The sequence below is a fragment of the Kribbella soli genome, from assembly GCF_004331345.1.
Classification (GTDB): domain Bacteria; phylum Actinomycetota; class Actinomycetes; order Propionibacteriales; family Kribbellaceae; genus Kribbella; species Kribbella soli.
In genome coordinates this window covers 2,376,990-2,399,593 of record NZ_SJJZ01000001.1, presented here as the reverse complement: position 1 = coordinate 2,399,593, position 22,604 = coordinate 2,376,990, and the positions used below count along the sequence as shown (strand labels likewise).

At 69.1% G+C, this 22,604-nt stretch carries 21 protein-coding genes; 12 read left to right on the top strand and 9 right to left on the bottom strand.

Features of this window, described 5'->3' with window-relative positions:
- Positions 1-57 precede the first annotated feature (57 nt).
- Positions 58-1,071 (top strand): GTP pyrophosphokinase, encoded by a 1,014-nt coding sequence (locus E0H45_RS11995; protein ID WP_131337018.1) that lies wholly within the window; start codon positions 58-60, stop codon positions 1,069-1,071.
- Here E0H45_RS11995 and E0H45_RS11990 read toward each other — a convergent pair.
- Complete coding sequence (locus tag E0H45_RS11990; protein ID WP_131337016.1) at positions 1,058-2,467, bottom strand: MFS transporter; 1,410 nt, start codon at positions 2,465-2,467, stop codon at positions 1,058-1,060. The two genes, E0H45_RS11995 and E0H45_RS11990, sit on opposite strands and share 14 nt — an antisense overlap.
- 164 nt (positions 2,468-2,631) lie before the next feature.
- Here E0H45_RS11990 and E0H45_RS11985 point away from each other — a divergent pair, with 164 nt between their 5' ends.
- Genes E0H45_RS11985 through E0H45_RS11975 form a run of 3 tightly spaced genes read left to right on the top strand, consistent with a single transcriptional unit; the run spans position 2,632 to position 8,006 of the window.
- Positions 2,632-4,392, top strand: a complete 1,761-nt coding sequence (locus E0H45_RS11985; RefSeq protein ID WP_131337014.1) for an ABC transporter transmembrane domain-containing protein — start codon at positions 2,632-2,634, stop codon at positions 4,390-4,392.
- Complete coding sequence (locus E0H45_RS11980; RefSeq protein WP_131337012.1) at positions 4,389-6,167, top strand: ABC transporter ATP-binding protein; 1,779 nt, start codon at positions 4,389-4,391, stop codon at positions 6,165-6,167. Before E0H45_RS11985 ends, E0H45_RS11980 begins: the two co-directional genes overlap by 4 nt.
- A 60-nt stretch (positions 6,168-6,227) precedes the next feature.
- Positions 6,228-8,006, top strand: a complete 1,779-nt coding sequence (locus tag E0H45_RS11975; protein ID WP_238154922.1) for a S9 family peptidase — start codon at positions 6,228-6,230, stop codon at positions 8,004-8,006.
- On the opposite strand, the gene E0H45_RS11970 is transcribed toward E0H45_RS11975, so the two are convergent.
- From E0H45_RS11970 to E0H45_RS11960, 3 genes are all read right to left on the bottom strand, one after another.
- The gene (locus tag E0H45_RS11970) at positions 7,978-8,889 is read right to left on the bottom strand and encodes a S66 peptidase family protein (protein WP_131337010.1); all 912 of its coding nucleotides are present in this window, start codon (positions 8,887-8,889) and stop codon (positions 7,978-7,980) included. The two genes, E0H45_RS11975 and E0H45_RS11970, sit on opposite strands and share 29 nt — an antisense overlap.
- Positions 8,890-8,899: 10 nt before the next feature.
- Entirely contained in the window at positions 8,900-12,214 is a 3,315-nt protein-coding gene (locus E0H45_RS11965) for a phosphodiester glycosidase family protein (RefSeq protein ID WP_238154921.1), read from the bottom strand.
- 97 nt (positions 12,215-12,311) lie between these two features.
- Entirely contained in the window at positions 12,312-12,971 is a 660-nt protein-coding gene (locus tag E0H45_RS11960) for a response regulator (protein ID WP_131337006.1), read from the bottom strand.
- 168 nt (positions 12,972-13,139) lie between these two features.
- On the opposite strand from E0H45_RS11960, the gene E0H45_RS11955 reads away from it, so the two are divergent.
- The 3 genes from E0H45_RS11955 to E0H45_RS11945 are packed head-to-tail and all read left to right on the top strand — an operon-like array spanning position 13,140 to position 16,011.
- The gene (locus tag E0H45_RS11955; protein ID WP_131337004.1) at positions 13,140-13,679 is read left to right on the top strand and encodes a hypothetical protein; all 540 of its coding nucleotides are present in this window, start codon (positions 13,140-13,142) and stop codon (positions 13,677-13,679) included.
- Positions 13,680-13,708: 29 nt separating this feature from the next.
- Positions 13,709-14,866: a sensor histidine kinase gene (locus E0H45_RS11950; protein ID WP_131337002.1), complete on the top strand. Its 1,158-nt coding sequence runs from the start codon at positions 13,709-13,711 to the stop codon at positions 14,864-14,866.
- A gap of 32 nt (positions 14,867-14,898) precedes the next feature.
- Positions 14,899-16,011 (top strand): sensor histidine kinase, encoded by a 1,113-nt coding sequence (locus tag E0H45_RS11945; RefSeq protein ID WP_165546415.1) that lies wholly within the window; start codon positions 14,899-14,901, stop codon positions 16,009-16,011.
- Between the two features lie 20 nt (positions 16,012-16,031).
- Here the strand turns inward: E0H45_RS11945 and E0H45_RS11940 are convergent, their stop codons facing one another.
- Positions 16,032-16,355: a rhodanese-like domain-containing protein gene (locus E0H45_RS11940; protein WP_131336998.1), complete on the bottom strand. Its 324-nt coding sequence runs from the start codon at positions 16,353-16,355 to the stop codon at positions 16,032-16,034.
- Positions 16,356-16,458: 103 nt separating this feature from the next.
- Between E0H45_RS11940 and E0H45_RS11935 the strand changes: the two genes are divergently transcribed.
- Positions 16,459-17,295, top strand: coding sequence for a hypothetical protein (locus E0H45_RS11935; protein WP_131336996.1), 837 nt, complete (start codon positions 16,459-16,461; stop codon positions 17,293-17,295).
- On the opposite strand, the gene E0H45_RS11930 is transcribed toward E0H45_RS11935, so the two are convergent.
- Positions 17,269-17,712: a DUF2871 domain-containing protein gene (locus E0H45_RS11930; protein WP_131336994.1), complete on the bottom strand. Its 444-nt coding sequence runs from the start codon at positions 17,710-17,712 to the stop codon at positions 17,269-17,271. The two genes, E0H45_RS11935 and E0H45_RS11930, sit on opposite strands and share 27 nt — an antisense overlap.
- 10 nt (positions 17,713-17,722) lie before the next feature.
- Positions 17,723-18,580, bottom strand: a complete 858-nt coding sequence (locus tag E0H45_RS11925; RefSeq protein ID WP_131336992.1) for a DNA-formamidopyrimidine glycosylase family protein — start codon at positions 18,578-18,580, stop codon at positions 17,723-17,725.
- 102 nt (positions 18,581-18,682) lie between these two features.
- Here E0H45_RS11925 and E0H45_RS42420 point away from each other — a divergent pair, with 102 nt between their 5' ends.
- Entirely contained in the window at positions 18,683-18,823 is a 141-nt protein-coding gene (locus tag E0H45_RS42420; protein WP_165546414.1) for a hypothetical protein, read from the top strand.
- Here the strand turns inward: E0H45_RS42420 and E0H45_RS11920 are convergent.
- Positions 18,817-19,641: a class I SAM-dependent methyltransferase gene (locus E0H45_RS11920; RefSeq protein ID WP_131336990.1), complete on the bottom strand. Its 825-nt coding sequence runs from the start codon at positions 19,639-19,641 to the stop codon at positions 18,817-18,819. The genes E0H45_RS42420 and E0H45_RS11920 overlap by 7 nt on opposite strands.
- A gap of 84 nt (positions 19,642-19,725) precedes the next feature.
- Between E0H45_RS11920 and E0H45_RS11915 the strand changes: the two genes are divergently transcribed.
- On the top strand, positions 19,726-20,901 hold the full coding sequence (locus tag E0H45_RS11915; protein WP_131336988.1) for a DUF418 domain-containing protein: 1,176 nt from the start codon (positions 19,726-19,728) through the stop codon (positions 20,899-20,901).
- On the opposite strand, the gene E0H45_RS11910 is transcribed toward E0H45_RS11915, so the two are convergent.
- Complete coding sequence (locus E0H45_RS11910; protein WP_131336986.1) at positions 20,889-21,152, bottom strand: hypothetical protein; 264 nt, start codon at positions 21,150-21,152, stop codon at positions 20,889-20,891. The genes E0H45_RS11915 and E0H45_RS11910 overlap by 13 nt on opposite strands.
- Positions 21,153-21,234: 82 nt before the next feature.
- Here E0H45_RS11910 and E0H45_RS11905 point away from each other — a divergent pair, with 82 nt between their 5' ends.
- Complete coding sequence (locus E0H45_RS11905) at positions 21,235-22,188, top strand: GlxA family transcriptional regulator (RefSeq protein WP_131336984.1); 954 nt, start codon at positions 21,235-21,237, stop codon at positions 22,186-22,188.
- Positions 22,188-22,604: a GNAT family N-acetyltransferase gene (locus E0H45_RS11900; RefSeq protein ID WP_131336982.1), complete on the top strand. Its 417-nt coding sequence runs from the start codon at positions 22,188-22,190 to the stop codon at positions 22,602-22,604. The genes E0H45_RS11905 and E0H45_RS11900 overlap by 1 nt, the downstream gene beginning before the upstream one ends.

Here is a 22,604-nt window from a genome sequence, read left to right as displayed (position 1 = left end):
AAATCACTAGAAACCGATAGACACCACGAGCGACCTCAAGACCACTATGGTTCCGGCATGGTGGAGTGGGTTCCGCAGGCTGGTGCGTTGTACGAGCGGGTGCACCAGCAGTACGTCGGCGGCGCGCGCAAGCTCGAGTCGCTGATCAACGAGCTGATCGGCGAAGAGGAAGGCATCAACTACCTGACCGCGACCGCGCGCGCGAAGGACCCCGAGTCGTTCCTCGCGAAAGCGTCGAAGCCGCATCCCGACGACCCCACCCGGCCGAAGTACGACGACCCGCTGAACCAGATCACCGACCTGGTCGCGGCCCGTGTCATCACGTTCCTGGTCGAGGCGGTGGACCGGGTCTGCGAGGTGATCGAGGAAGAGTTCGAGATCGTCGAGCACACCGACATGGGCGCGCACACCCGGGCGCAGGGCGTCTTCGGGTACGCCAGCAAGCACTACCTGGTCCGGCTGAACGATCACCGCCGGGAGCTGCCGGAGTACGCCGTACTGAAGAACCTGGTGATGGAGATCCAGGTCCGGACGGCGGTCCAGCACGCGTGGGCCGAGTTCGAGCACGACATCCGGTACAAGCTGGACATCCCGCCGGAGCGCAAGCCTGAGTTCGACCGCCGGTTCCTGCTGGCCGCGGCTTTGATGGAGCTCGCCGACAACGAGTTCACCGAGATCGACCGGCTGTACCGCGAGCTGGCGGCGACCGCGTCGGACAAGGCGCCGCTGGACCTGACCACGGCCACGCTGACGACGTACCTGACCCGCCGCTACCCGGACGCGCCGCACGCGAAGACCACGCACTACGCCTGGATCCTGGGCATCCTGCTCCGCCTCGGCGTCACCACGGAGGAGCAGCTCACCGAACTGCTCACAGGTATCGACAGCGAAGCAGTGCAGGCAGCTATGACGCACCGAGCCCCAGCCGGCACGGTACGACGCCTCGACGACGACCTGCTCGCCGCCAAGGGCCCTGCCTACCTGGACCTGTTCCCGGACGAGGAGCGCCGCCAGAAGATCCTCCGCGGCCGGCTCAAGGCCCTGGTCCGGGCCGAGATCATCCAGCCCTGACGAGGTCCTCCGCTGTACGACGGGCCCACCGGGACGTGGTGATCAGCCCCAGCGCCAGCACCAGTACTCCGCAGCCCGCGATGATGTACCAGCAGAGCAGGGCGGCGCTGACGAAGCCGGTCTCGAGAGAACCGACCAGGCGCGCAGTGAGGACGGTGCCGGCGACTGCAACGCCCAGTGAGGCGCCGACCTGGCGGCTGGTGGAGGCGATGGCTGCGGCGACACCCGCCTGTGCTCGCGGCATGCCGGAGACGGCCGCGTTGGTAATAGGTGCGTTCAGCATGCCGAAGCCGAGTCCGAAGACCAGGTAGCTGATCAGCAGATGCACAGTGCCAGTAGTAGTGGTCAGCTGGGACAGCAGCAGCCCGGACACGGTCAGCATGGTGCCCGCCACCACTAGTGGCACCCGTGGACCTCTGTGGCCGACCAGCCAACCGGAGACTGGTGCGAACACCACAGTCATCGCAGCCATCGGCAGCGTGAGCAGACCGGCGTGCAGCGCAGTGAAACCACGCACCGACTGCAGGTAGAGCGAGTTGAGGAACAGGAACGCCGACAGCGCCGAGAACCCGCACACCGCGATCAGCGTGGCACCGGAGAACGGTGCACTCCGGAAGAACCGTGGCTCCAGCAGCGGCTGCTCTCGACGACGTTCGTAGTACACGAGGGTCACCAGTGCCACCACGCACACGACGAAGCACCCGATGATCAGCGGAGACCCCCACCCGGCGGACCGGCCCTCGATGATCCCGTACGTCAGACCGCCCAGCAGCAGTACGACGAGCACCTGCCCGACCGGATCCATCCGCCGCGGCACGGCGGCGCGCGACTCGGGCACGAACAAGGCAGTCATCAGTACGGCGGCGGCCGCAACCGGCACGTTGATCCAGAAGATGAACCGCCACCCGGCAGCGTCGACGAGCGACCCGCCGACGACCGGACCGACCGCCATGCTCAGCCCGACCACGCCGCCCCAGACACCGATCGCCTGCGCCCGCTCGCGCGGGTTCGTGAACGTGTTGGCGATGATCGACATCGCCACCGGGTTCAGCATCGACCCGCCGACGGCCTGCAGCACCCGGAACGCGATCAGCAGGTCGACGGTCGACGCGACTCCGCACAGCAACGACCCGATGCCGAAGAGCACCAGCCCGACCTGGAACGTCCGCCGCCTCCCGACGCGGTCCGCGGTCGACCCGGAGACCATCAGCAGACTGGCCAGCACCAGCGTGTAGGCGTCGATCGTCCACTGCAGCTTCGCGACCGAGGCCCCGAACTCGGACCGGATCGCCGGCAGCGCCAGGTTCACGATCGTCGAGTCCAGACCGACGATGAACAGGCTGGAGCAACAGATCGCCAGCACCAGCAGCCGCCGCCCCCGCGTCAGCTCCTCCACCCGGCTCCCTCCGTCCGTTGAAGACTTTACTACCCGGTCTGGAAACGGTTCCCGGGTGTCCGGGAAAACGGTTTGACGGACTGTCGGCGGGGCCGCCTAGGCTTGATCCATTCGCCTGGTCAGGTGCCTTCTTTCAACCCTTCTATGCCTCCTTGTGAGACGTCATGTCTTTGCGCCTTGTCCCGTTCGCCGATCCGGGTGTGCCGGACACCCGATCCGGCCTCCGACTCATCCTCTGGCTGGAGCACCAGCAACTGCGTGGGCAGGCCCTCGCAGTGTTCTGGGGACTCGTGTACTTCGGCGGCATCGCCGCCGCTCCGGTCGCCGTCGGTCTCGCCGTTCAGGCGGCGATCGACCTGTCCTGGCCCAAGCTGATGCTGGCCGGTGCCCTCCTGCTGGCGTTCGGCGCGGCCAAGGCCGGCGCCGACTCCTACTTCCACAAAGCCGTGGTGACCAACTGGATCAGTACGGCGGCACGCCTGCAGCAGCTGCTGTTCCGCAAGGCCGCGGAGCTGGGCTCGCTGCTGACCCGCCGGATCGCCGCCGGCGAGGTGGTCGCCGTGAGCAGCGGCGACGTCGAGAAGATCGGCTGGTTCGTCGAGGTCCTCGGCCGGTTCGTGGCCGCGCTGCTGACCTGCTTCGCGGTCGTGATCGGCCTGCTGTTCTACGAACCGCAGCTCGGTCTGGTGGTCGCGGTCGCCGTACCGGTGCTCGCGTTCTCGATCGTCCCGCTGATGGGTCCCGCGGAGCGCCGCGCGGACGAGCAGCGGGCCAAGGGCGGCCGGGCGACCGAGCTGGCCGCCGACACCGTCGCCGGTCTGCGCGTGCTGCGCGGTATCGGCGGTGAGCAACTGTTCCTCGAGCGGTACCGCGACGCCTCACAGGAGTACCGGAGCAGTGCGGTCCGCAGTGCGCGCATGTGGTCGCTGATCGCGGCCCTGCAGGTGCTGCTGTTCGGGCTGTTCCTGGTGCTCGTCGTCTGGATGGGTGTCCGGCTGGTGACGTCCGGCCACATCTCGGTCGGCGAGCTGGTCACGACGTACGGCTTCATCACGTTCATGCTGGTGCCGCTGCACACGTTCGAGGAGACGGCGAGCGCGTTCATCTTCTCGAAGGTGTCGGCGCGCCGGGCCGCGCGTGTGCTGTCGTTGCAGCGGACCGACGAGACCAAGGGGACCGCTGCGGCCCAGTTGCCGGAGGGCGACGTGCTCGACCCGGTGACCGGGCTGCACGTCCCGGCCGGAAGCTTCACCGCGGTCGTCTGCGGCAACCCGGACGAAGGCGGTCTGCTCGCCGACCGGCTGGGTGGCCACAGCCCGTCAGCTAGCGACGAGGCGTCCGTCCTGCTCGACGGTGTACCGCTGGACGACATCCCGCTGGAGTCCGCGCGCACCGTCGTGCTCGTGCAGGACAAGGACCCGGTGCTGTTGTCGGGGACGGTGCGCGAGCTGTTCGACGTACCGGGCAGTGGCGCGGTCTCACCCGAGACGGCGCTGGATGCGGCGCAGTGCGAGGACATTCTCGACGTACTGCGGCAGACGCTGCCTGCTGGTGAGTCCGACGCGATGAACGCGGTGCTGACCGAGCGCGGCAGGTCCCTGTCCGGTGGCCAGCGGCAGCGGGTGGCGTTGGCGCGTTCGCTGTACGTCGACCCGCAGGTGCTGGTGCTCGACGAGCCGACCAGTGCGGTCGACGCGCACACCGAGGCGCGCATCGCGGACGGTCTGCAGTTGCTGCGCGCCGGCCGGACCACGGTGGTGTTCACGTCCAGTCCGCTGATGCTGGACCGGGCGGAGCGGGTCGTGTTCGTGCCGGAGGGCCGCGTCGAAGCGGTCGGCACGCACCACGAACTGCTGCACACCAACGCGCGGTACCGCGCCGTGGTGACCCGTGAAGAAGAACCTAAGTTCGAGGAGTTCGCGTGAAGCGCCCGGAGTACGACCCGGCAGCGCCGCAGGAGGTAGTGCGGCTCCCGGTGGCAAGTGGCGCGACCGTCCGTGCCTACATCAAGGAGCTGTTCCGCCGGCACCGGCGCCAGTTCCTCTGGCTGACGCTGGTCAACACGGTGGCAGCGCTGAGCGGCATGATCGGTCCGTGGCTGCTCGGCAACGTCGTGCAGAAGCTGTCCGAGGGCCGCACCGACGTGGACCTGCCGTACGTCGTGATCGGCTTCGTCATCGCCCTCGCGGTGCAGACGGTGTTCGTGCGGCTGACCCGCCTGCGCGGTGCAGTGCTCGGCGAGGAGATGCTCGCGGATCTGCGTGAGGACTTCCTGGTCCGTGCGGTCGGGCTGCCGCCGGGCGTGCTGGAGCGTGCCGGGACGGGTGACCTGCTGTCCCGGATCACCACGGACATCGACCGGCTGTCGCACGCGATGCGCGATGCCGTACCGCAGCTGACGATCGCGATCATCTGGGCGTCGCTGCTGATCGGCGCGCTGATCGTGACCGCACCGGCGCTGGCCGTGGCAGTGGTGATCTCGGCGCCGATCCTGATCATCGGCGGCCGGTGGTACTTCCGGCGCGCACCAGCCGGGTACCGGTCGGAGGCGGCGGGGTACGCCGCGGTCGCGTCGGCACTGGCCGAGACGGTCGACGCCGGCCGGACTGTCGAGTCGCACCGGCTCGGTGGCCGCCGGATCGCCTTGGGCGACACCCGGATCGGTCAGTGGGTCGCCTGGGAGCGGTACACGCTGTACCTGCGGATGATCCTGTTCCCGGTGATCAACATGACCCACACGGTCGCGTTGGCCGCCGTACTGGTCATCGGTGGCGGTTTCGCGATCCAGGGCTGGCTGACCGTCGGTGCGCTGACCACAGGTGCGCTGTACATCCAGATGCTCGTCGAGCCGGTCAACATGATGATCCGCTGGTACGACGAGTTGCAGGTGGCACAGGTGTCGTTGGCGCGGCTGGTCGGCGTCCGTGAGGTGGAGACCGCCGCGACGACGAGCGAGGACGAGCCGGACGGGCGGACGGTGCTGGCCGACGACGTGCGGTTCGGGTACCTGGAGGGCCGCGACGTACTGCACGGGGTCACGTTGACGGTCGAGCCAGGTGCCCGCGTGGCGCTCGTCGGGCCGTCTGGTGCGGGTAAGTCGACTCTGGGCCGGTTGCTGGCCGGCATCTACTCGCCACGCGTCGGTGACATCACCTTGGGTGGTGCGGCGCTGGACCGGATGTCTGCTGAGCAGGTGCGCAGTCACGTTGCCCTGGTCAACCAAGAGCACCACGTGTTCGTGGGCAGCGTGCGGGACAACCTGCGGCTGGCCAAGCAGGATGCGTCCGACGCGGACCTGTGGGCGGCACTGCGGTCGGTGGACGCCGACGGCTGGGTGGCCGGGTTCGACGACGGGCTGGACACCGAGGTGGGCTCCGGTGGGGTCTCGCTGGCGCCGGCGCAAGCGCAGCAGGTCGCGCTGGCGCGTCTGGTCCTTGCTGACCCGCACACCCTGGTCCTGGACGAGGCGACCTCGTTGATGGACCCGCGCGCGGCGCGGCACCTGGAGCGGTCGCTGGCGACCGTGCTGGAGGGCCGGACCGTGGTGGCGATCGCGCACCGGCTGCACACCGCGCACGACGCCGACGTGATCGCCGTCGTCGAGGACGGCAAGATCGTCGAGCTGGGCGGCCACGACGAACTGGTCGACGCCCAAGGCGCGTACGCCGCGCTCTGGCACTCCTGGCACGGCGACCGCTGACGGGCGGGGGTGTCCGGCGGAGCACCGTCGGACACCCCCTCGTCATGTGAGGATGAAGGCGTGCTGCTGACGACGCTCTTCTCTCTGCCCACCACCATGGCCCTGGACGTCGACGACGAGGGCCGCATGCTGGTCCTGTACGACGGCACCGGCACCCGTCAGGTCAACGAGGTCGACCCGGACGGGACCTGGCGTGCACTCACCGACCTCGACGACACCTGCCGCGGCGCCCGGTTCGTTCCGGGGAGCAGCCGCGTGGTCGTCGAGCACGACACCGGCGGCGACGAGCGCGGTCAGCTCTCGCTGCTCGACCTCGACGAACCCGGTCTGCCCACACTGACCCCACTGGTCCACGACGCCGCGTACATCCACCACCTGGTCGCGGCTCGCGCCGGCAGTGTTCTCTACACGACGAACCGCCGCAACGGCGTCGACTTCGACCTGGTCACCCACGACCTGGCGACCGGCCGCGAGACCGTCCTGTACGACGGCGGCGGCTGGGTCATGGGCGTCGACCCGTCGCCGGACGACAAGTGGGTCGTGCTCTCGAAGGCGAGCAGCCCGGCGAACTCGATGCAGCTGCTCCTGCTCGACACGTCGAGCCGGTCCGTCACCGAGCTCACCGCGGAGGACGCGCACAACGATCAGGGTCCGGTCGCCTGGCTGCCCGACTCGTCCGCGTTCCTGGTGTCCAGCAACGCCGACCGCGACCGGATGGCGATCCGCCGGTACGACGTGAGCGAAGCCGCGTGGAGCGATCTACTGGTGGACGACGCCCGCGACCTCGCCGGGTGGCCCTCACCGGACGGCGAGCACCTGTTGGTCGGCGTACTGGAGGACGGGGAGGTCACTCTCGCGTTGCACCGGTTGGAGGACGGGTCGGCGATCACTGCGCTCGACCTGCCCGCCGGTGGTTGCGCGGGCCTGTTGTACGCCACCCCGGATCCGATCTGGTCGCCGGACGGCTCGTTCGCGGCGATCACCTACAACTCCCCGGTCGTCCCGCCGACCGTGTACCGGTTCGTGCCGGGCGGTGAACTGACGGCGATCCGCTCGGTGGAGGTTCCGGCCGAGCTGCAGCACCCGGAGAGCCTGCGCGTTCCGTCGTTCGACGGGGAACAGGTGCCGGTGTTCGTGTTCCGGCCGACCGGTCCGAGCCTGGGGTCCACAGTGGTCCACGTGCACGGCGGTCCAGAAGGCGCCGCGATGCGGATCTGGAGCCCGATCATCTCGGCGCTGGCCGGTGAGGGCCACACAGTCGTCGTACCGAACGTCCGCGGTTCGGCCGGCTACGGCAAGCGCTGGTACTCGCTGGACGACCGCCAGTTGCGGCTGGACTCGGTGAAGGACCTGGCCGCGATCAACGCGTGGCTGCCGACGATCGACGGCGACCCGCAGCGCGCCGTTCTCTGGGGCGGTTCGTACGGCGGGTACATGGTGCTGGCCGGTGTCGCGTTCCAGCCGGACCTGTGGGCGGCCGGCGTGGACATCGTCGGAATCGCTTCGCTGGTGACGTTCCTGGAGAACACCTCGGACTACCGGCGGTCGATGCGGGAGCGCGAGTACGGGTACCTGGCGACGGACCGGGAGTTCCTGGAGTCGGCGAGTCCGCTCAGCCGCGTCGACGACATCCGGGCGCCGCTGTTCGTCATCCACGGCGCCAACGACCCACGGGTCCCGTTGTCGGAGGCAGAGCAGATCACGGACGCTCTGACGAAGCGCGGCGTACCGTGCCAGCTGCTGGTGTACCCGGACGAGGGCCACGGTCTGGCCAAGCTCACGAACCGCCTGGACGCCTACCCGCAGGCGTTCAGCTTCCTGCGAGACCACCTGGCGTGAGCGTTGCGGCGGTCGCGTCAAGCCGTACCGGCAGTCCCAGCGGTACGGCGAGGTTCAGCGCCTCATGTCCGATCGCCGCACCCTCCACCGTCGGTACGCCGAGTGGCTCGAGCCGCTCGCGGATGGTGTCGTCGAGCCCCTCGCCGCCCTTGCTGAAGTCACCGATGACGAGACCGGTCACCTGCTCGAACCACCCGGCGCGCAGCAGCTGAGTGAGCAGCCGGTCCGCCTGGTACGCCTCCTCGTTGACCTCTTCGAGTACGACGACACCCACCGGTGGCGCGTACGTCGACGTACCGATGCTTGCCGCCAGCAACGCCAGGTTGCCGCCACGCAGCGGACCCTCGGCGACGCCGTCCACCACGGTGCGTGCCCCGGCCGGTGCCAGCAGGTCCGTGACGGTCTCCGGCTCGAACAGGAGTGCCCGCAGCCGCTCACGCCCCGCATCTGTGTCCAGCTGCTCCACAGCAGCAGCCATCGGCCCGTGGAGAGTGACGAGACCACGTGCATTCAGCGGCTCGTGCAGCGCAGTGATGTCACTGAACCCGACGAACCACTTCGGTACGGCGACCAACTCGTCGACGTCGACGTACTCGAGCATCCGCTGCACGCCGTACCCGCCACGTGCGCAGAACACCGCGGCGTACCGCGGGTCCAGCCAGGCGTTCCGCAGGTCCTCGGCCCGTGCCTTGTCGTCGGCGGCCAGGTACTGGAACCGCTCGTGCCCGGCCAGCACCGACGGCATCACGTCCACCTCAAGTCCCCAGGACCTGAGGTGGACCACGCCGGCGTCGAGCCGCGAAGCATCCACGCGCCCCGACGGCGCCACCACAGCAACCCGGTCCCCGCTCCGCAGCCGCTGCGGCACCACCACGTCAGTCACCCCGCCGACGCTACCAACCGACCTGCAGCGTCGCGCTCTTGGAGACCCCGTTCACCGTTACTCCCAGCTGGGCCGTGCCAGGGCGTAGTGCAGTCACTACGCCGGTGGACGGGTCGTAGGAGGCGACTGCCCAGAACGGGGCGGTCTTTGCTGGGCCGATGTGCAGCGTGGACGAACCCCACCAGTCAGCCGACACCGGGAACGCCACGGGGATCCGCCGGTTCTCCTGTACGACGGTTGCGGCCGCCGTGCCGGTCTGGCCGCGGCGCAGGGAAGCCGGCGCGGTCAGCTCGAGGGAGTCGACGTGCGGGCGGAGCTCCACCTGGAACCACGGCTGCGTCGACGGGCGGGCCGCGATCCCGACCAGCGCCCACCCGGTGAAGCCGCCGGCGTCCGGTGCGGCCGCGGGGCTCTTGCCGGAGTTGCCGGTCAGCGGGAGCAGTACGCCGTCGGTACGGGTCGCGGCGAAGGTGCCCGCGTGCGCCGCCATGTAGGCCGCGCCCTTGCCGGTCGAGGCGCGGAAGTCGGCCAGCCACTTCACGATCATCGCGGCTTCCTTGCGGTCCCCGAGCTGCGAGTTCTGCGTCGGCGACGGGTCGTCGATCGGGTGGTGCGCCATCACCACGACGTTCTTGATCGACTTGTTCGTCGCGGCGTCGGCGAGCTGCTTGCGCAGATCGAGGATCTGGTCGAACCCTCCGGCGCGCAGCGATCCGAGCGACGAGTCCCGCAGTACGAACCGAGTACCCAAGTGGTCGAACGTGCTGGTCGCGTTACCGAAGACCTTCTTCCACTCGGACAGGTCGCCCGGCCCGTAGGTCTCGTGGTTGCCCGGCACGTAGTGCACCGGCACCTTGCCGGCCACCTCCTCGTCGATGATCTGCTTGGCCAGCGCGATGTCCGGACCGAACGCGCGGTCCACGAAGTCGCCGTTGATCACCAGGAACTCGGGCTTCTGCGCGAGCGCCTCGCGGATCGTCCGGCGGGCCTGCTTCACGTAGTCCGAGTTCGGGTCGTCGGAGGTGAACTGCGCGTCCGACATCACCGCGAACCGCCAGCGGCCGCTCGTGGTCACGGTCCCGTCGGTCACGACCATCGGATCGATGACCTTCGCCGGCGGGTCCATCGTCACCGGCGGCGCGCTGCGGACGGTCAGGTCGTCGACGACGATCCGGCCCGCGTACTGCCGGGTCGGCGAGGTCTCAACGACGTAGATCCGCCAGAAGCGCAGCGGCATCGTCAGACCGGGCGGGATGTCCGCCTCGACGTACTTCCACCCGGTCCAGTCGACCGTCGGGGCCAGGTTGAGCGTCTGCGCCGTACCACCTGCCGCGTCGTACGCGTTGGCGCGCAGCCACGCTCCCTTGCCGTCGCCGTACACCCAGGCGCCGAGCTTCTGCGGCTGCCCCGGCAACGTCTGTTGCGGCGTCTGCGAGAGGTACGCCGCTCGCGTGGCAGTGCTGCCGGTCAGCGAGTAGTCGAGCGCGATCGCCTGCCCGCCGTCATGCCCTTCCGCAGCAGACCGCGTCGCCGTCGCGGCACCGGCCGGTACGGCGTTCGCTGCCCACTTGGTGACGTCGTCGAGCTCGTCGACCACGGTGCTGGTCAGGCCGGCCGTGATGCTGAGCTGCGTGCTGAGCGTGCCGACGGTCGCGGTCACCACGGCCGAGACGGCTTCGCTGCTCACCGCGTTGACCTCGAAACCATTGCCCTTCGCAACGATCTTCACCAGCGCCGGGTCGTAGCTGAGCTTGACGTCGCGCGGCTCGATCCAGGTGGAGAACCCGTCGGCGTCGTACCCGTCGACCTCGAAGAAGCCCTTGGCGGCGGAGTCGGCGAGCGATACCTGCCGGGTCGAGGGCGCCAGGCGGGTCGGCGTACCGAGGACTGTCATCGGGAACCTTCCGTTCGCCGCACCACGGGTCGCGGTGACGATCGCGTCGCCCGCGCGGCGGCCGGTGACCACACCTTGCTGGTCGACGCGGACGTTGCTGCCGGCGTACCAGAACGGCGTACCGGTCGCGGGCGCGTAGGTCTCGTCGTGGCCGGTGGCGCTGAGGACCCGGCTGAGTCCGGTGAGGACGCGGGAGCTGCGGGAGAGGTCGGTGTCGGGGCTCTCCTCGGACGTGCCGACGGCCTCGACGCGGAAGCCCTTGAGCTGGCCGGAGCCCTTGACCGGGACCAGGCCGAGTCCGTTCGGGATCAGCCGCTCGCCGCCGTCGGACGGGTCGTTCACGACCTCCGGCGCGACCTTGCCCGGGGTCCGGGCGAGCATCGTCGAGGAGCCGCCGCCGTCCAGGTTGAGCGCGTCGTCAGCCCCGAGGCTGATCATCAGCTGGCCCATTTCCTTCAGCGACAGACCCCGCGAACCGGTGGCCCGGCCGTCGACGGTGAGCAGGATCATCCGGCTGCCGTCGGCGTCGAACCCGATCGCGGTGCGCGGCGCGAGGTCGGCGTCCGGCACGGTGTCCGGGACCTTCCCGTCCTTCGCGAGCTGGTAGTTGCCGCTGACGGCGGCGGCCACTTCACCCGCGTCCGGGCGCAGGCCGTACTCGACGCCGACCTTGTCGCCGACCTCGAACGCGGCGAGCGCGTCGGCGCCGGCCTCGCGGCCGATCAACGCCTGCTCTCCTGCTGCCAACGGGGTGGTGGCCGGAGTGGTGGCCGAGGAGACGACCACACCGTCGCGAAGGATCACTTCGCGCACGGTCGGCAGGCCGTCCACGGTCCGGGTCCGGGCCGCATCGCCCCACTCCGGGGTGTAGAGGCCGATTCCGCCGGCGTTGACGGTCGGCGAGTTGAGGTTGGTCAGCTCGAGCTTGGTGGCGTCGTCGTCGGTCGCCGTACCTTGCAGGAACAGCTGGGCGATCTTGCCGAGTCCGTCCTTGCCGATCACCGCGGTGTCGTTGTGGCCGGCGGCGGGCGCGTTGAGCAGCTTGCCGCTCTGCTCGACTCCGACGCCGAGCGGCGCGGTGGTGTCGTTGATGTCGAAGAAGTCACCGTTCACGCCGGCGATCGCACCCTTGCGGGCGAGTTGCTGGCTCAGCGGCTGACCGCCTGACACCTTCCCGCCGTTGTTGACCAGGTCGACGGTCACGCCGTGCTTGTCCAGGTCGGTGTCGAGGATGTCGCCGCGCTGCCAGCCCTTCGCGTCCAGGCGCTCGAACGACGTGTAGTTCACGCCGGGCGCCACCGGGCTGTCGTCGCGTGACGTCAGTACGCCGGTCTCGGCGATCGCGGCGTCGGTGATCCCGTCGGTCTGGGCGAGGGCCGGATCGACGAGTACGCCGGCCAGCAGGCCGCCAACGCCTACAGCTGTAGTCAAAGCACGAACGAGCGACACAGGAGCCTCCCCAACGGACGGACAGCTGTGACAAACTAACGTCTCGCCGACCCTAATCGGAAGGTCTTTCACCTGTTGTTCAGCGCCGGTTGGCGAATCCAGTCTCGTAGGCGACCACGACCGCTTGCACCCGGTCCCGGACCCCGAGCTTGGTCAGCAGTCGGGCGACGTGCGTCTTCACGGTCGTGTCGGCGACCATGAGTTCGGCCGCGATCTCCGCGTTGGACAGTCCGCGCGCGATCAACCGCAGTACCTCGAGCTCACGCTCGGTCAGCGCCTGGAGCTCGGCCGGCAACCCCTGGGGTACGACGGGCTCGGCAAAGCGCTCGACCAGCCGCCGGGTGATGGCCGGCTCGATCAGCGAGTCACCGGTCGCCGCGGCGCGGACGGCCGCGATCAGCCGGGTCGACGGGCTGTCCTTGAGCAGAAAACCGGCGGCACCGGCCCGCAGTGCGCGGTAGACGTACTCGTTCTGGTCGAAGGTGGTGAGCACGATGATCGTCGGCGGGTCCGGCTGCCGGCGGATCTGCTCGGTCGCGGACAGCCCGTCGAGCTCGGGCATCCGGATGTCCATCAGGATCACGTCCGGCGCGGTCAGCTGGGCCTGCCGGATCGCCTCCGTGCCGGTATCGGCCTCGGCGACCACCTCGATGTCGCCCTCGGCCTCCAGGATCACCCGGAACCCGGTACGCACGAGCCTCTGGTCGTCGGCCACCAGGACGCGGATCTTCTCGGCCACAGGGTGATTGTGCCTGTCCGTCGGTCATCCGTGCGGACGATCCGGGTCATCCGCGCGGATGACGACCCGTCCTGGGGATCGTCCTTGCGCCAGACGTGGGCGACAGCGGCCGGAATCTACCTTCGCGACATGGGGGTTCAGACGGACCCGAAGCGAAAGGACAGATCGATGAGCGAGATCTTCAAGGGCATCCGGCCCCTCGACTACGTACTGGCCGGCCTGATGACGGCCGGGGGTGTGGTGTTGATGTACGAGAACGTCGGGTCCGCGGACACCAGCCTGCCGCACCCGGTGTCGACGACGACCTGGGCGATGGTGCCGGCGTTCCTGCTGGTCACCTTGCCGATCCTGTGGCGCCGGCGCAACGTGCTCGCAGTCGTCGCCATCACGGCCATCACCACGCTGGCTCACGTGATCGCGTTCGGCTGGCTGACGCGCTGCGGCATCGTCCTCCCGCTGAGCTTCGCACTGGCGTACGCCGTCGCCCGGTTCGCCGGCGCCTGGCGCAACCACGCGATCGGCCTCGCGGGCATCGTGATCGTCCAGCTCCTGGCGCTGTTCCGGGACTCGTCGATCGACTCGGTCGCGGGCGCGCTGCCCATCGCACTGCCCGGTATCGCGCTCTTCTACGGGGCCGGTCTGCTCGTGCAGAATCGAGTCACGAAGCAGCAGACCGCCGGATCGGCGCCGGCGCGTACGGTCGCCTGAGCGGGGCTGCTGGGGTGGGGAGCCGAGTCATGAGTGAGGTCTTCAGGGGTATCAAGCTTCGCGACTGGGGGATCGCGGGCGGCCTCACCGTGCTCGGCGTCCTGCTGATGCTGGAGAACGTCCAGATGTCCGACGCCCAGGTGCGCGCCGCCATCGCGGAGGGATCGATGGCGCACACACAGAGCTCGCACTCGCTCTGGATGATCCCGGTCTTCGCGGCAGCGACGATTCCGGTGCTGTGGTGGCGGCGAGGCATCGTCGCCGTCGCCACGGTGTCCGTGCTGGCGATGGCGCTGCACGTCTTCCTGTTCGGCTGGGTGACGCGCTGCGGCGCGGGTCTCCCGCTCGCGTTCGTGCTCGCGTTCCTCGGGGGGATGGCGAGCAAGCGCGCAACGGCCTGGATCGTCTGCGGGCTCAGCGTCGTACTGACCGTGCTCGTGCTGGTGATCGACGCGACCACCGGCCCGGGCGCGATCGCCCTGGCGCTGCCGATCGTCTGCATCGTGTTCGGGGTCGGCCTGGCCGCTCGTCGGCGTACGGCGCTGAACCTGGAGCTGGCGAATCGGGAAGCGGAGTTGCGGCAGTTGCGGGACGAGCGGGCAGCGTTCGACGTTGCCGGCGACCGGGCCCGACTCTCGCGGCAGCTCGACGGATTGCTGCAGGAGCGGCTCGCCGACCTGACCACGGCCGCCGAGTCCGCGGACGGCCTGCCGCCCGCCGAGGCGCGGGCGGTGCTGGAGTCGATCGAGTCGGGCAGCCGGCAGACGTTGGACGACATGCGGGAGATCGTCGGGCTGCTGCGCGGTGACGACGTCGCGTTCGCGCCGACGCCGACGGTCGCCCATCTCGACGCGTTGCTCGCGCGGCTCCGTACGGCGCATTCGCAGCTGGTCGTGACGGGTGACCCACGGGCATTGCCTGCGACGGTGGAGCTTTCGGCGTACCGGATCGTCGAGCATCTGGTGACGGCGCTGGCCGATCAGGCCGATGCGCCGATCGTGGTGACGGTCCGGTTCGAGGCCGACGCGCTCGAGATCCGCGTGAACGGGCAGGTCGGCGAGGCTGCCGATCTGAAGGCAGCCGTGGCCCGGGCCAGGGAACGGGCGAAGTTGCTGGGTGGTTCGGTCGACGTGAAGGTCACCAAAGGCCGGGCGGGTGCCGTCGCTCAGCTTCCGGTGGTCGGTTGAGCGCAATGAACGCCGTACGCAGACTCGAACAAGTGGGGATCGTGGTGATGGTCGCCGCGGTGATTGCCCTGCCGACGGCGATCCACGGCTGGCCGACGACGGTGGTCGGGAACGTCTTCACGGCTGCGCTGCTGGCGGGCGGGCTGACGCTGTTGTGGTGGCGGAGTCATCCGCGGGTGGTCGCCGTCGTCGGTGCCGCGCTGTGGTTGGTGCCGGCCGTGCTGGCCGACTACGGGTGGTTTCCGGACACGGCGTTCGCGATCCTCGCACTGGTGACGCTGGTCGCCGCGTTGGGATGGTCCGGGTGGTCGGCCTGGGTCGCCGCGGGGACGTTGGCGGCGTACCTCGTTGTGCTGTGGGTGATCCTCGGCGACACCAGCGAGGTGCCATTGATCATGTTCAGCGTGCCGAGCTTCCTCGCGGGCACGGTACTGCGGTTGCACCGGGAGTCGGCCGAGGAGCTGACGCGGCGCGGTCGCGAGCTCGAGGAGGAGCGCGAGCTGTTCGCGGAGCTCGCCGTACGGCACGAACGGGCCCGGATCGCGTCGGAACTGCACGACATCGTCGGGCATGCGATCAGCGTGATGGTGATCCAGGCGGCGGCCGGACAGCGGCTGGTCGATCGGGATCCGGTCGGGACGTCGCAGGTGTTCGCGGGGCTGGCCGAGTCGGCACGGCAGGGGCACGACGACCTGCGGCGTCTCGTCGAGCTGCTGGGTGGGATCGAGGTCGGTGGCCCGGATCTGTCGCTGATCGAGGAGGTGGTGACCCGGGCGGCGCGGAACGGGCTGGACGTGTCGTGCCGGTTCGAAGGGTCGCGCGACGGGGTGTCGGCGCCGGTGGCGCACGCGGCGTTCCGCGTGGTGCAGGAGAGCCTCACGAACGCGCTCCGGTACGCACCCGGTGCTGCGGTCCGGGTCGTGGTGACCGGGTCCGGCCGGGACCTGAGCGTGCGTGTGGAGAACGGTGCAGCGGTGCAAGCACGACCGCTGCTGACCGGTACCGGACGCGGTCTCGCTGGGTTACGCGAGCGCGTGCAGGACCTGGGTGGTCAGCTGGTCGCGGGACCGGCCGCCGCGGGCTGGCTCGTCGAGGCGACGCTGCCCGACGGTGGCGTACCCCACTGGGCCGGACGGCGGAGCTGACCTCCAGGCCGGCACCTGTGTCAGTTCGTGCTGACCGGGCGGCCTGAGGTCTGCCAGGCGTGCATGCCGCCGTCGAGGTTGATCGCCTCGCGGCCGAGCTGGTTCAGGAACTGGGTGGCCATGCCGGACCGGCCGCCGACCGCGCACACGCAGAGCACCTTCTGGTCCATCGGCACCTCGCCGACCCGCTCCTGCAGCTCGCCGAGGGGGATGTGCGTGGCGCCCTCGATGTGCCCACGGTCCCACTCGTCCGGCTCCCGCACGTCGAGCACGAACGCCTCCGTCAGCAGGTCGTCGTCGAGCTCAGCCACCACGACCGAAGGAATCTCCTGGTTCCGGAACATGCCCCCAAGCATGTCAGACCCGGGGGCAGGCGGTTGCCCGGAGTCCGGATAACACGTTGACAGCGGACGGCGGATTTCGGACCGTGGCTCGAAGGAGGCTGCGGTGGCACTGATTCAGGGGATCCCGGGGGAGTTCGAGCCGCAACCCTGGGGCGAGGCGATCCTGCGGAGTCGTGAGCTCCTCCTGCTCCGCATCGCCCGTCGGCCACCGGACCACGAGGTCCGTCTGCCAGGCCTCGCCACCACGCCACGGCACGTCGTCGAGGACCACACGGGCAAGGCCCTCACCTGGCGCCGTGACGGTGACGATCTGGTCGTCCGGCTGCCGGAGGCCGGTGAGCCACCGGTGGTCCGCGTCGCGCTACAGGGCAAGCTGCGGATCGTCCCGCCGGACACCGTGACCGCGAACGCGGACGGTGTCTGGGACCTGACTCCGACCGGTACGCCGGCCCACCTCGTCGCCCGCCGCGCCGCCGATGTCGCCGTGCGTTTCATCGGCCTGGTCGATCCCGACAGCCAGTACCAGATCCGGTTGGCCGGTCGCAGGTACGGCGTGACCGGTCACGAGCTGACCCGGACCACGATCGGCCCGTTCCCGATACCGGAACTCCGCGTCGTTCCGCTGACCGTGCCGACCGGCGTACGGCGAGTGCTCGTCGCACCGGTCGGCACGGTGCTGGCCTCGCTCCACCCCGGCCGCGACGAGATCACCGTGGTCGTGACGAACTTCGGCCGGACCCCTGCGCGCGGCGAGGTCGAGCTGCCACTGCCGCCGGGATGGTCTGCGAGCAAGCAGGCCTGGGCCTTCGACGGCCTCGATCCGGGCCGATCGGTCGGATGGGCGACCCGGATCGCGGGGCCGACGGGTGCGCACGAGCTGCGGGTGCAGCTCGAGGCGGGCCGCCGGTCGGCGTCAGCGCCGTACGTCGTGCATCTCTGAGCCGGCCGCCTTCTCGTTGGCGGGCAGGCATCTGCCGAGGTTGATGAAGAAGAAGATCAGGCCGAGGGTGATGGTGATGTGGCCGAGGCCGGAGATGCCGTCGAGGGCGGCGCCGGGCTGGTGGCCGAGCACCGTCATCGCGCCGCGCAGAATCATCATCCCGATGGTGAGCGCCAGGCCCGCGTTGTAGACCCAGAAGAACGCGGTGAACAGCGTGCCCGCGGTCAGGGTGAAGAGCTTCTCGAGGGCGAGCACGATCAGGAAGAACAGCATGCCCAACGCAAGGATGTGCGTGTGGACGACGCTGAGTTGCGAGTCGCCGGTGAAGTCGTTCAGCTTGGTGAACTCGCGGTAGAACAGGCCGCTGATCAGCCCGAGAATCATGTAGACGTGTGCTGCCACGTAGATCTTGCGCATGGGCGGGAACCTACTTGAGCAGCTTCGACAACCTTCGGTCGGCCAGCGGTTTGCCGCCGGTCTGGCAGGTCGCGCAGTACTGCAGGGAGGAGTCGGCGAAGCTCACCTCGCGGACGATGTCACCGCACACCGGGCACTTCTGGCCCTTGCGGCCGTGCACGCGCAGACCCGACTTCTTCTCCGACTTCAGGTCCTGTACGGCGAGGCCGGCGGAGCGGTCGACCGCGTCCTTGAGGGTTTCGCGCATCGCGTCGTACAGCGTCTCGAGCTCGTCGTCGGACAGGTTCGACGCCGGTTTGAAGGGGCTCATCTTCGCGACGTGCAGGATCTCGTCGGAGTACGCGTTGCCGATGCCGGCGATCACGGACTGGCTCCGCAGGACGCCCTTGAGCTGGACCCGGCCCTGACGTTTCAGGATCTCGCCGAAGTCCTCGAGCGACAGCGTGAACGGGTCCGGCCCGAGCCGCGCGATCCCCGGGACGTCGGCGATGTCGCGCACGACGTACACCGCGAGTTTCTTCTGGGTCCCGGCCTCGGTCAGGTCGAACCCGGAGCCGTCGTCCAGGACGGTCCGGAGCGCGATCGGGCCCTTGCCCGGGCGCACCAGGCCGGTCGACTGCTCGTCCTTCCAGCGCAGCCAGCCCGCCCGCGCCAGGTGGATCACCAGGTGCACGCCCTGAGCGGAGAAGTCCAGAAACTTCCCGTGCCGCTGCACGTCGTCGATCAGCAGCCCGACCATCGCCGAGATCGGCGGGTCGTAGGTTTTCAGCGCACTGATCGCCGTGATGTCGGCCCGCACGAAGGCATGCCCAACGGCCCGCTCCCGCAAGAACACGGCCAGCGACTCAACCTCCGGCAACTCAGGCACCCTCCTAGTGTGCCTGACGCCAGGGACAGTTCCGGTGAATCACCTATGGAGGAGGGTTGTGGGGGGCGGTAGTTTCGGGGGCAACGGAATTGGGAGGCCCTGATGGGGTTTGTGAAGACGATGCTCAAGGGTGCTGTGGTGGCCAAGTTGGTTCAGGTCGCGCAGCGCGAACTGAGCAAGCCGGAAAACCAGCAGAAAATCAAGCAGGCAGTCCAGAAGGTGCAGCAGCGCCGGGCTCACTGAGTGGGTTTGTGCGCCTGCAGGGTGTAGGTGGCGGCCAGGTGGTGCGGATTCTCCGTCAGTCGCCACTCACCGTCTGCGTCCTCGGTCATCAGACCGGGGAGGGCGTTCCACGGTGCACTGTCGTGGTCGGTTAGCGAGTCGAACACCAGACCGGCCTTCTGGACAGCGGTGATGGTCTCGCCGAGGCCGTGGTTCCACTCGTGCGTGACAGTGGTGGCGAACTCGACCTCGGTCTGCACGTAGGTCCCGCCCTCTTCCCACACGATCGGCTCGGCCGTCTCGAAGTACGGGAATCGCACCTCGGGGACCTCCGGTCCGGCGTCCAGCGCCCACAGCATCGGATGGCCCTCGCGGATGAACAGCCGCCCGCCCGGCTTCAGTAACCCGGCGACGACCTGCGCCCACCTGTCGATGTCCGGCAGCCAGCACAGCGCCCCGATCCCGGTGTAGACGAAGTCATACGCCGACGCGCCCAGCACCCGCACCGCGTCGTACGCATCAGCCACGTGGAAGTCGACCGACAACCCGAGCCGCGTGGCCAGTGACCGAGCCTGCTCGACGGCCGGCTCGGAGAAGTCCAGCCCACTCATCCGCGCCCCGAGCCGAGCCAGCGACACGGTGTCGGTGCCGATGTGGCACTGCAGGTGTACTCCGCGCAGCCCGCTGACGTCACCGAGCCGCGGCCGGTCGAACCGGACGACCTCACTGAGGTACGACGGGTCGGACAGGAAGTCGTCCACGTGGTAGCTGGGCGACGCCACGTGCGCCGGCACCCGCTCGTCCCAGTTGGCCCGGTTCACTTCGCGGTAGTCGCTCACTCGGTCGAGGGTAGAGGTAGGTCCACCCCCGAGGAGGATTCAGCGTGACTGTGCACTCGGGGTTGCCCTGATGTGCTGGAGTGCATGAGCCAGGTACTCGATCGAACGCGTATTCAGGACATCGACGCGCTGCGGGGATTCGCCCTCCTGGGCATCTTGGTCGTGAACATCACCTTCGCCGCCTCCGGCTTCCCGATCCACCTGGCGCAGAACCCGGCGTACGACTCCTGGCTCGACCACTCCGTCCACTGGCTGTCGTCGGCGTTCGTGGACATGAAGTTCTACCTGCTGTTCTCGTTCCTGTTCGGGTACAGCTTCCAGTTGCAGATGGCGGCAGCTCAGCGAGCCGGTGCAGCGTTCCGACCACGGATGTTGCGGCGGCTCGGCGGCCTGTTCGCGCTCGGTGCCCTGCACGGGGTCTTCCTGATCACCGGCGACATCCTGAGCGTCTACGCGATCATCGGCCTGGTCTTGCTCGCCATGCGCCGAGTGAAGGACCGTACGGCGCTCCTGGTCGCAGCCGGGATCTACGTGTACCTCTTCATCACCCTGGCGGTCGCTGCGCTCTTCGTCGACAGCACTCAGTTCATGGACCCCACCACGGCAGTAGCAGCCGCACAGGAGACGACTGCGAACCTGGCGGGGTCGTTCAGCGACGTCATCGGCGAGCACGTCCGCGCGCTCCCGACGTACGGCCTGTCGCTGCTGACCGTGCAGGGCCCGACCACGCTGGCCGCGTTCCTGGTCGGCATGGTGGCCGGTCGACGGCGGCTGCTGCAGAACACCCACGGGGCCGATGCGCTGCTGCGGCTCATCCAACTGGTCGGCTTCGCGATCGGCATCACCGGCGGGCTCGTCTACGCGTCCGGCGGCAACGGCGACACCAGGGCGGTGCTGATGAGTGTCATGACAGCACCCTTCCTGACTGCGGCGTACGTCGCTTCACTGCTGCGGATCATGCACTCCGACCGCGGGGAGGACATCCGTGAACTCCTCGCGCCGGCCGGGCGGATGGCGCTGTCGAACTACCTGGGGCAGTCAGTGGCGACCATGCTCATCTTCACCGGTGTCGGCTTCGGACTGGCGGGTCAGGTGTCTCCGCTGGAGACGCTGGGCTTCGCGGTCGGCATCTTCACCCTGCAGCTACTCCTGAGCCACCTGTGGCTGAGCAGCTACCGCTACGGCCCGGTCGAAGGGGCGCTGCGGGCGGTCACCAATGGGACCGCCCCCAGCTGGCGAAAACTCACTCAGGCCGCGTGACGGCCGTGGTGCAGGCGGGCTGTGCGGATGCTGTGCACGGTCCCGGTGGTCGAAGCAGGCTTGTGGTTGAAGGGCTCAGCCGCTGCGCCGAGGGCGAGCAGGTCGAGCTTGGTCCGGGCCACGTCACGATCGTCGGCGATCCAGGCGCCCCGCGGACCGGCGGCCGGCCCGGTCGAGTTGCGCCTGTTGCTGATCTCCAGAGCCGCGATCACGGCCAGCACGATGAGTACGAGAACGATGTATCCGGTCATGGCAGTAATAATGCTATCTATTAGATCCTGCCACTAGTGGCACTATTGACATAGTCCGACAAATTACTGCCATACTGGCGAGATGCTGCAGAAAATCGCCGTCGTCCTGATGGAGGACGTCGCCCTGTTCGAGTTCGGCGTCCTGGCCGAGGTCTTCGGAATCGACCGCACCGACGACGGCGTTCCGCCCTTCGACTTCAAGGTGTGCGCGGCCACGCCGGGCGTCCCGATGGAGACCAGCAGCCACTCCCAGGTGGTCGCGCCGTACGGGCTCGAGGAGCTCGAGGACGCCGACCTGATCGGCATCCCGGCCACCACCTGGCGGCACGCGTACGACGAGCGGATCCTGGACGCGCTCCGGCGGGCCGAGGCGCGCGGCGCGATCCTGCTGACGGTCTGCTCGGGCGCGTTCGTGCTCGGTGCCGCCGGCCTGCTCGAGGGCCGGGCCTGCACCACGCACTGGCGCTACATCGACAAGTTCCACGACCAGTTCCCGGCCGCGAAACTCGACCCGGACGTGCTGTTCGTCGACGACGGCAACATCATCACCAGCGCCGGCACCGCAGCCGGGATCGACGCCGCTCTGCACTTGGTACGCCGTGAGCTCGGCAGCGCGGTCGCGACCCGGATCGCCCGCCGGATGGTGGTCCCGCCGCAGCGTGACGGAGGCCAGCGGCAGTACGTCGAGGTACCGGTGCCGGAGTCGTCCGGGGAGAGCCTGCAGCAGGTCCTCGACTGGATGGTCGACAACCTGACCATCGAGCACACCGTGCCCGCACTGGCCCGGCGCGCGCAGATGTCTGAGCGCACCTTCGCCCGCCGCTTCGTCGCCGAGACCGGTACGACGCCACTCAAATGGGTCACCACCCAACGCGTGCTGCGCGCTCGCACCCTGCTCGAACAGACCCGGATGGGTATCGAGCAGATCGCCACCGAATCAGGATTCGGGACGGCCGCACTGCTGCGGCACCACTTCCGTAGGGTGGTGGGCGTGCCACCACAGGACTACCGCCGAACCTTCCAGACCACCGGCTGATGGTTGCCTACCGCAACGCCACGGCGACCGATATCGACGCGGTACTGACGTTCTGGGCGACCGCCGCCGAGGATTCGCACCGCCCGCCGGACTCGGCCGACGCCGTCCGGCGGCTGGTCGAGCGCGACCCGGAGGCGCTGATCCTTGCCGTCGACGACGAGGTTGTCGTCGGCTCGGTCATCGTCGGCTGGGACGGCTGGCGCTGCCACCTGTACCGCCTGGCGGTCGCGCCGACCCATCGCCGCCAGGGCATCGGCCGCGAACTCGTCACCCGCGCCGAGGCCCGCTTCCTGACGTACGGCGGAACCCGCGCGGACGCGATGGTGCTCGACGACAACGCCCCCGCGCACCGCGTCTGGTCCACCGCCGGCTACGCACCGCAGCCGGAGTGGTCACGCTGGGTCAAGCCGCTCTGA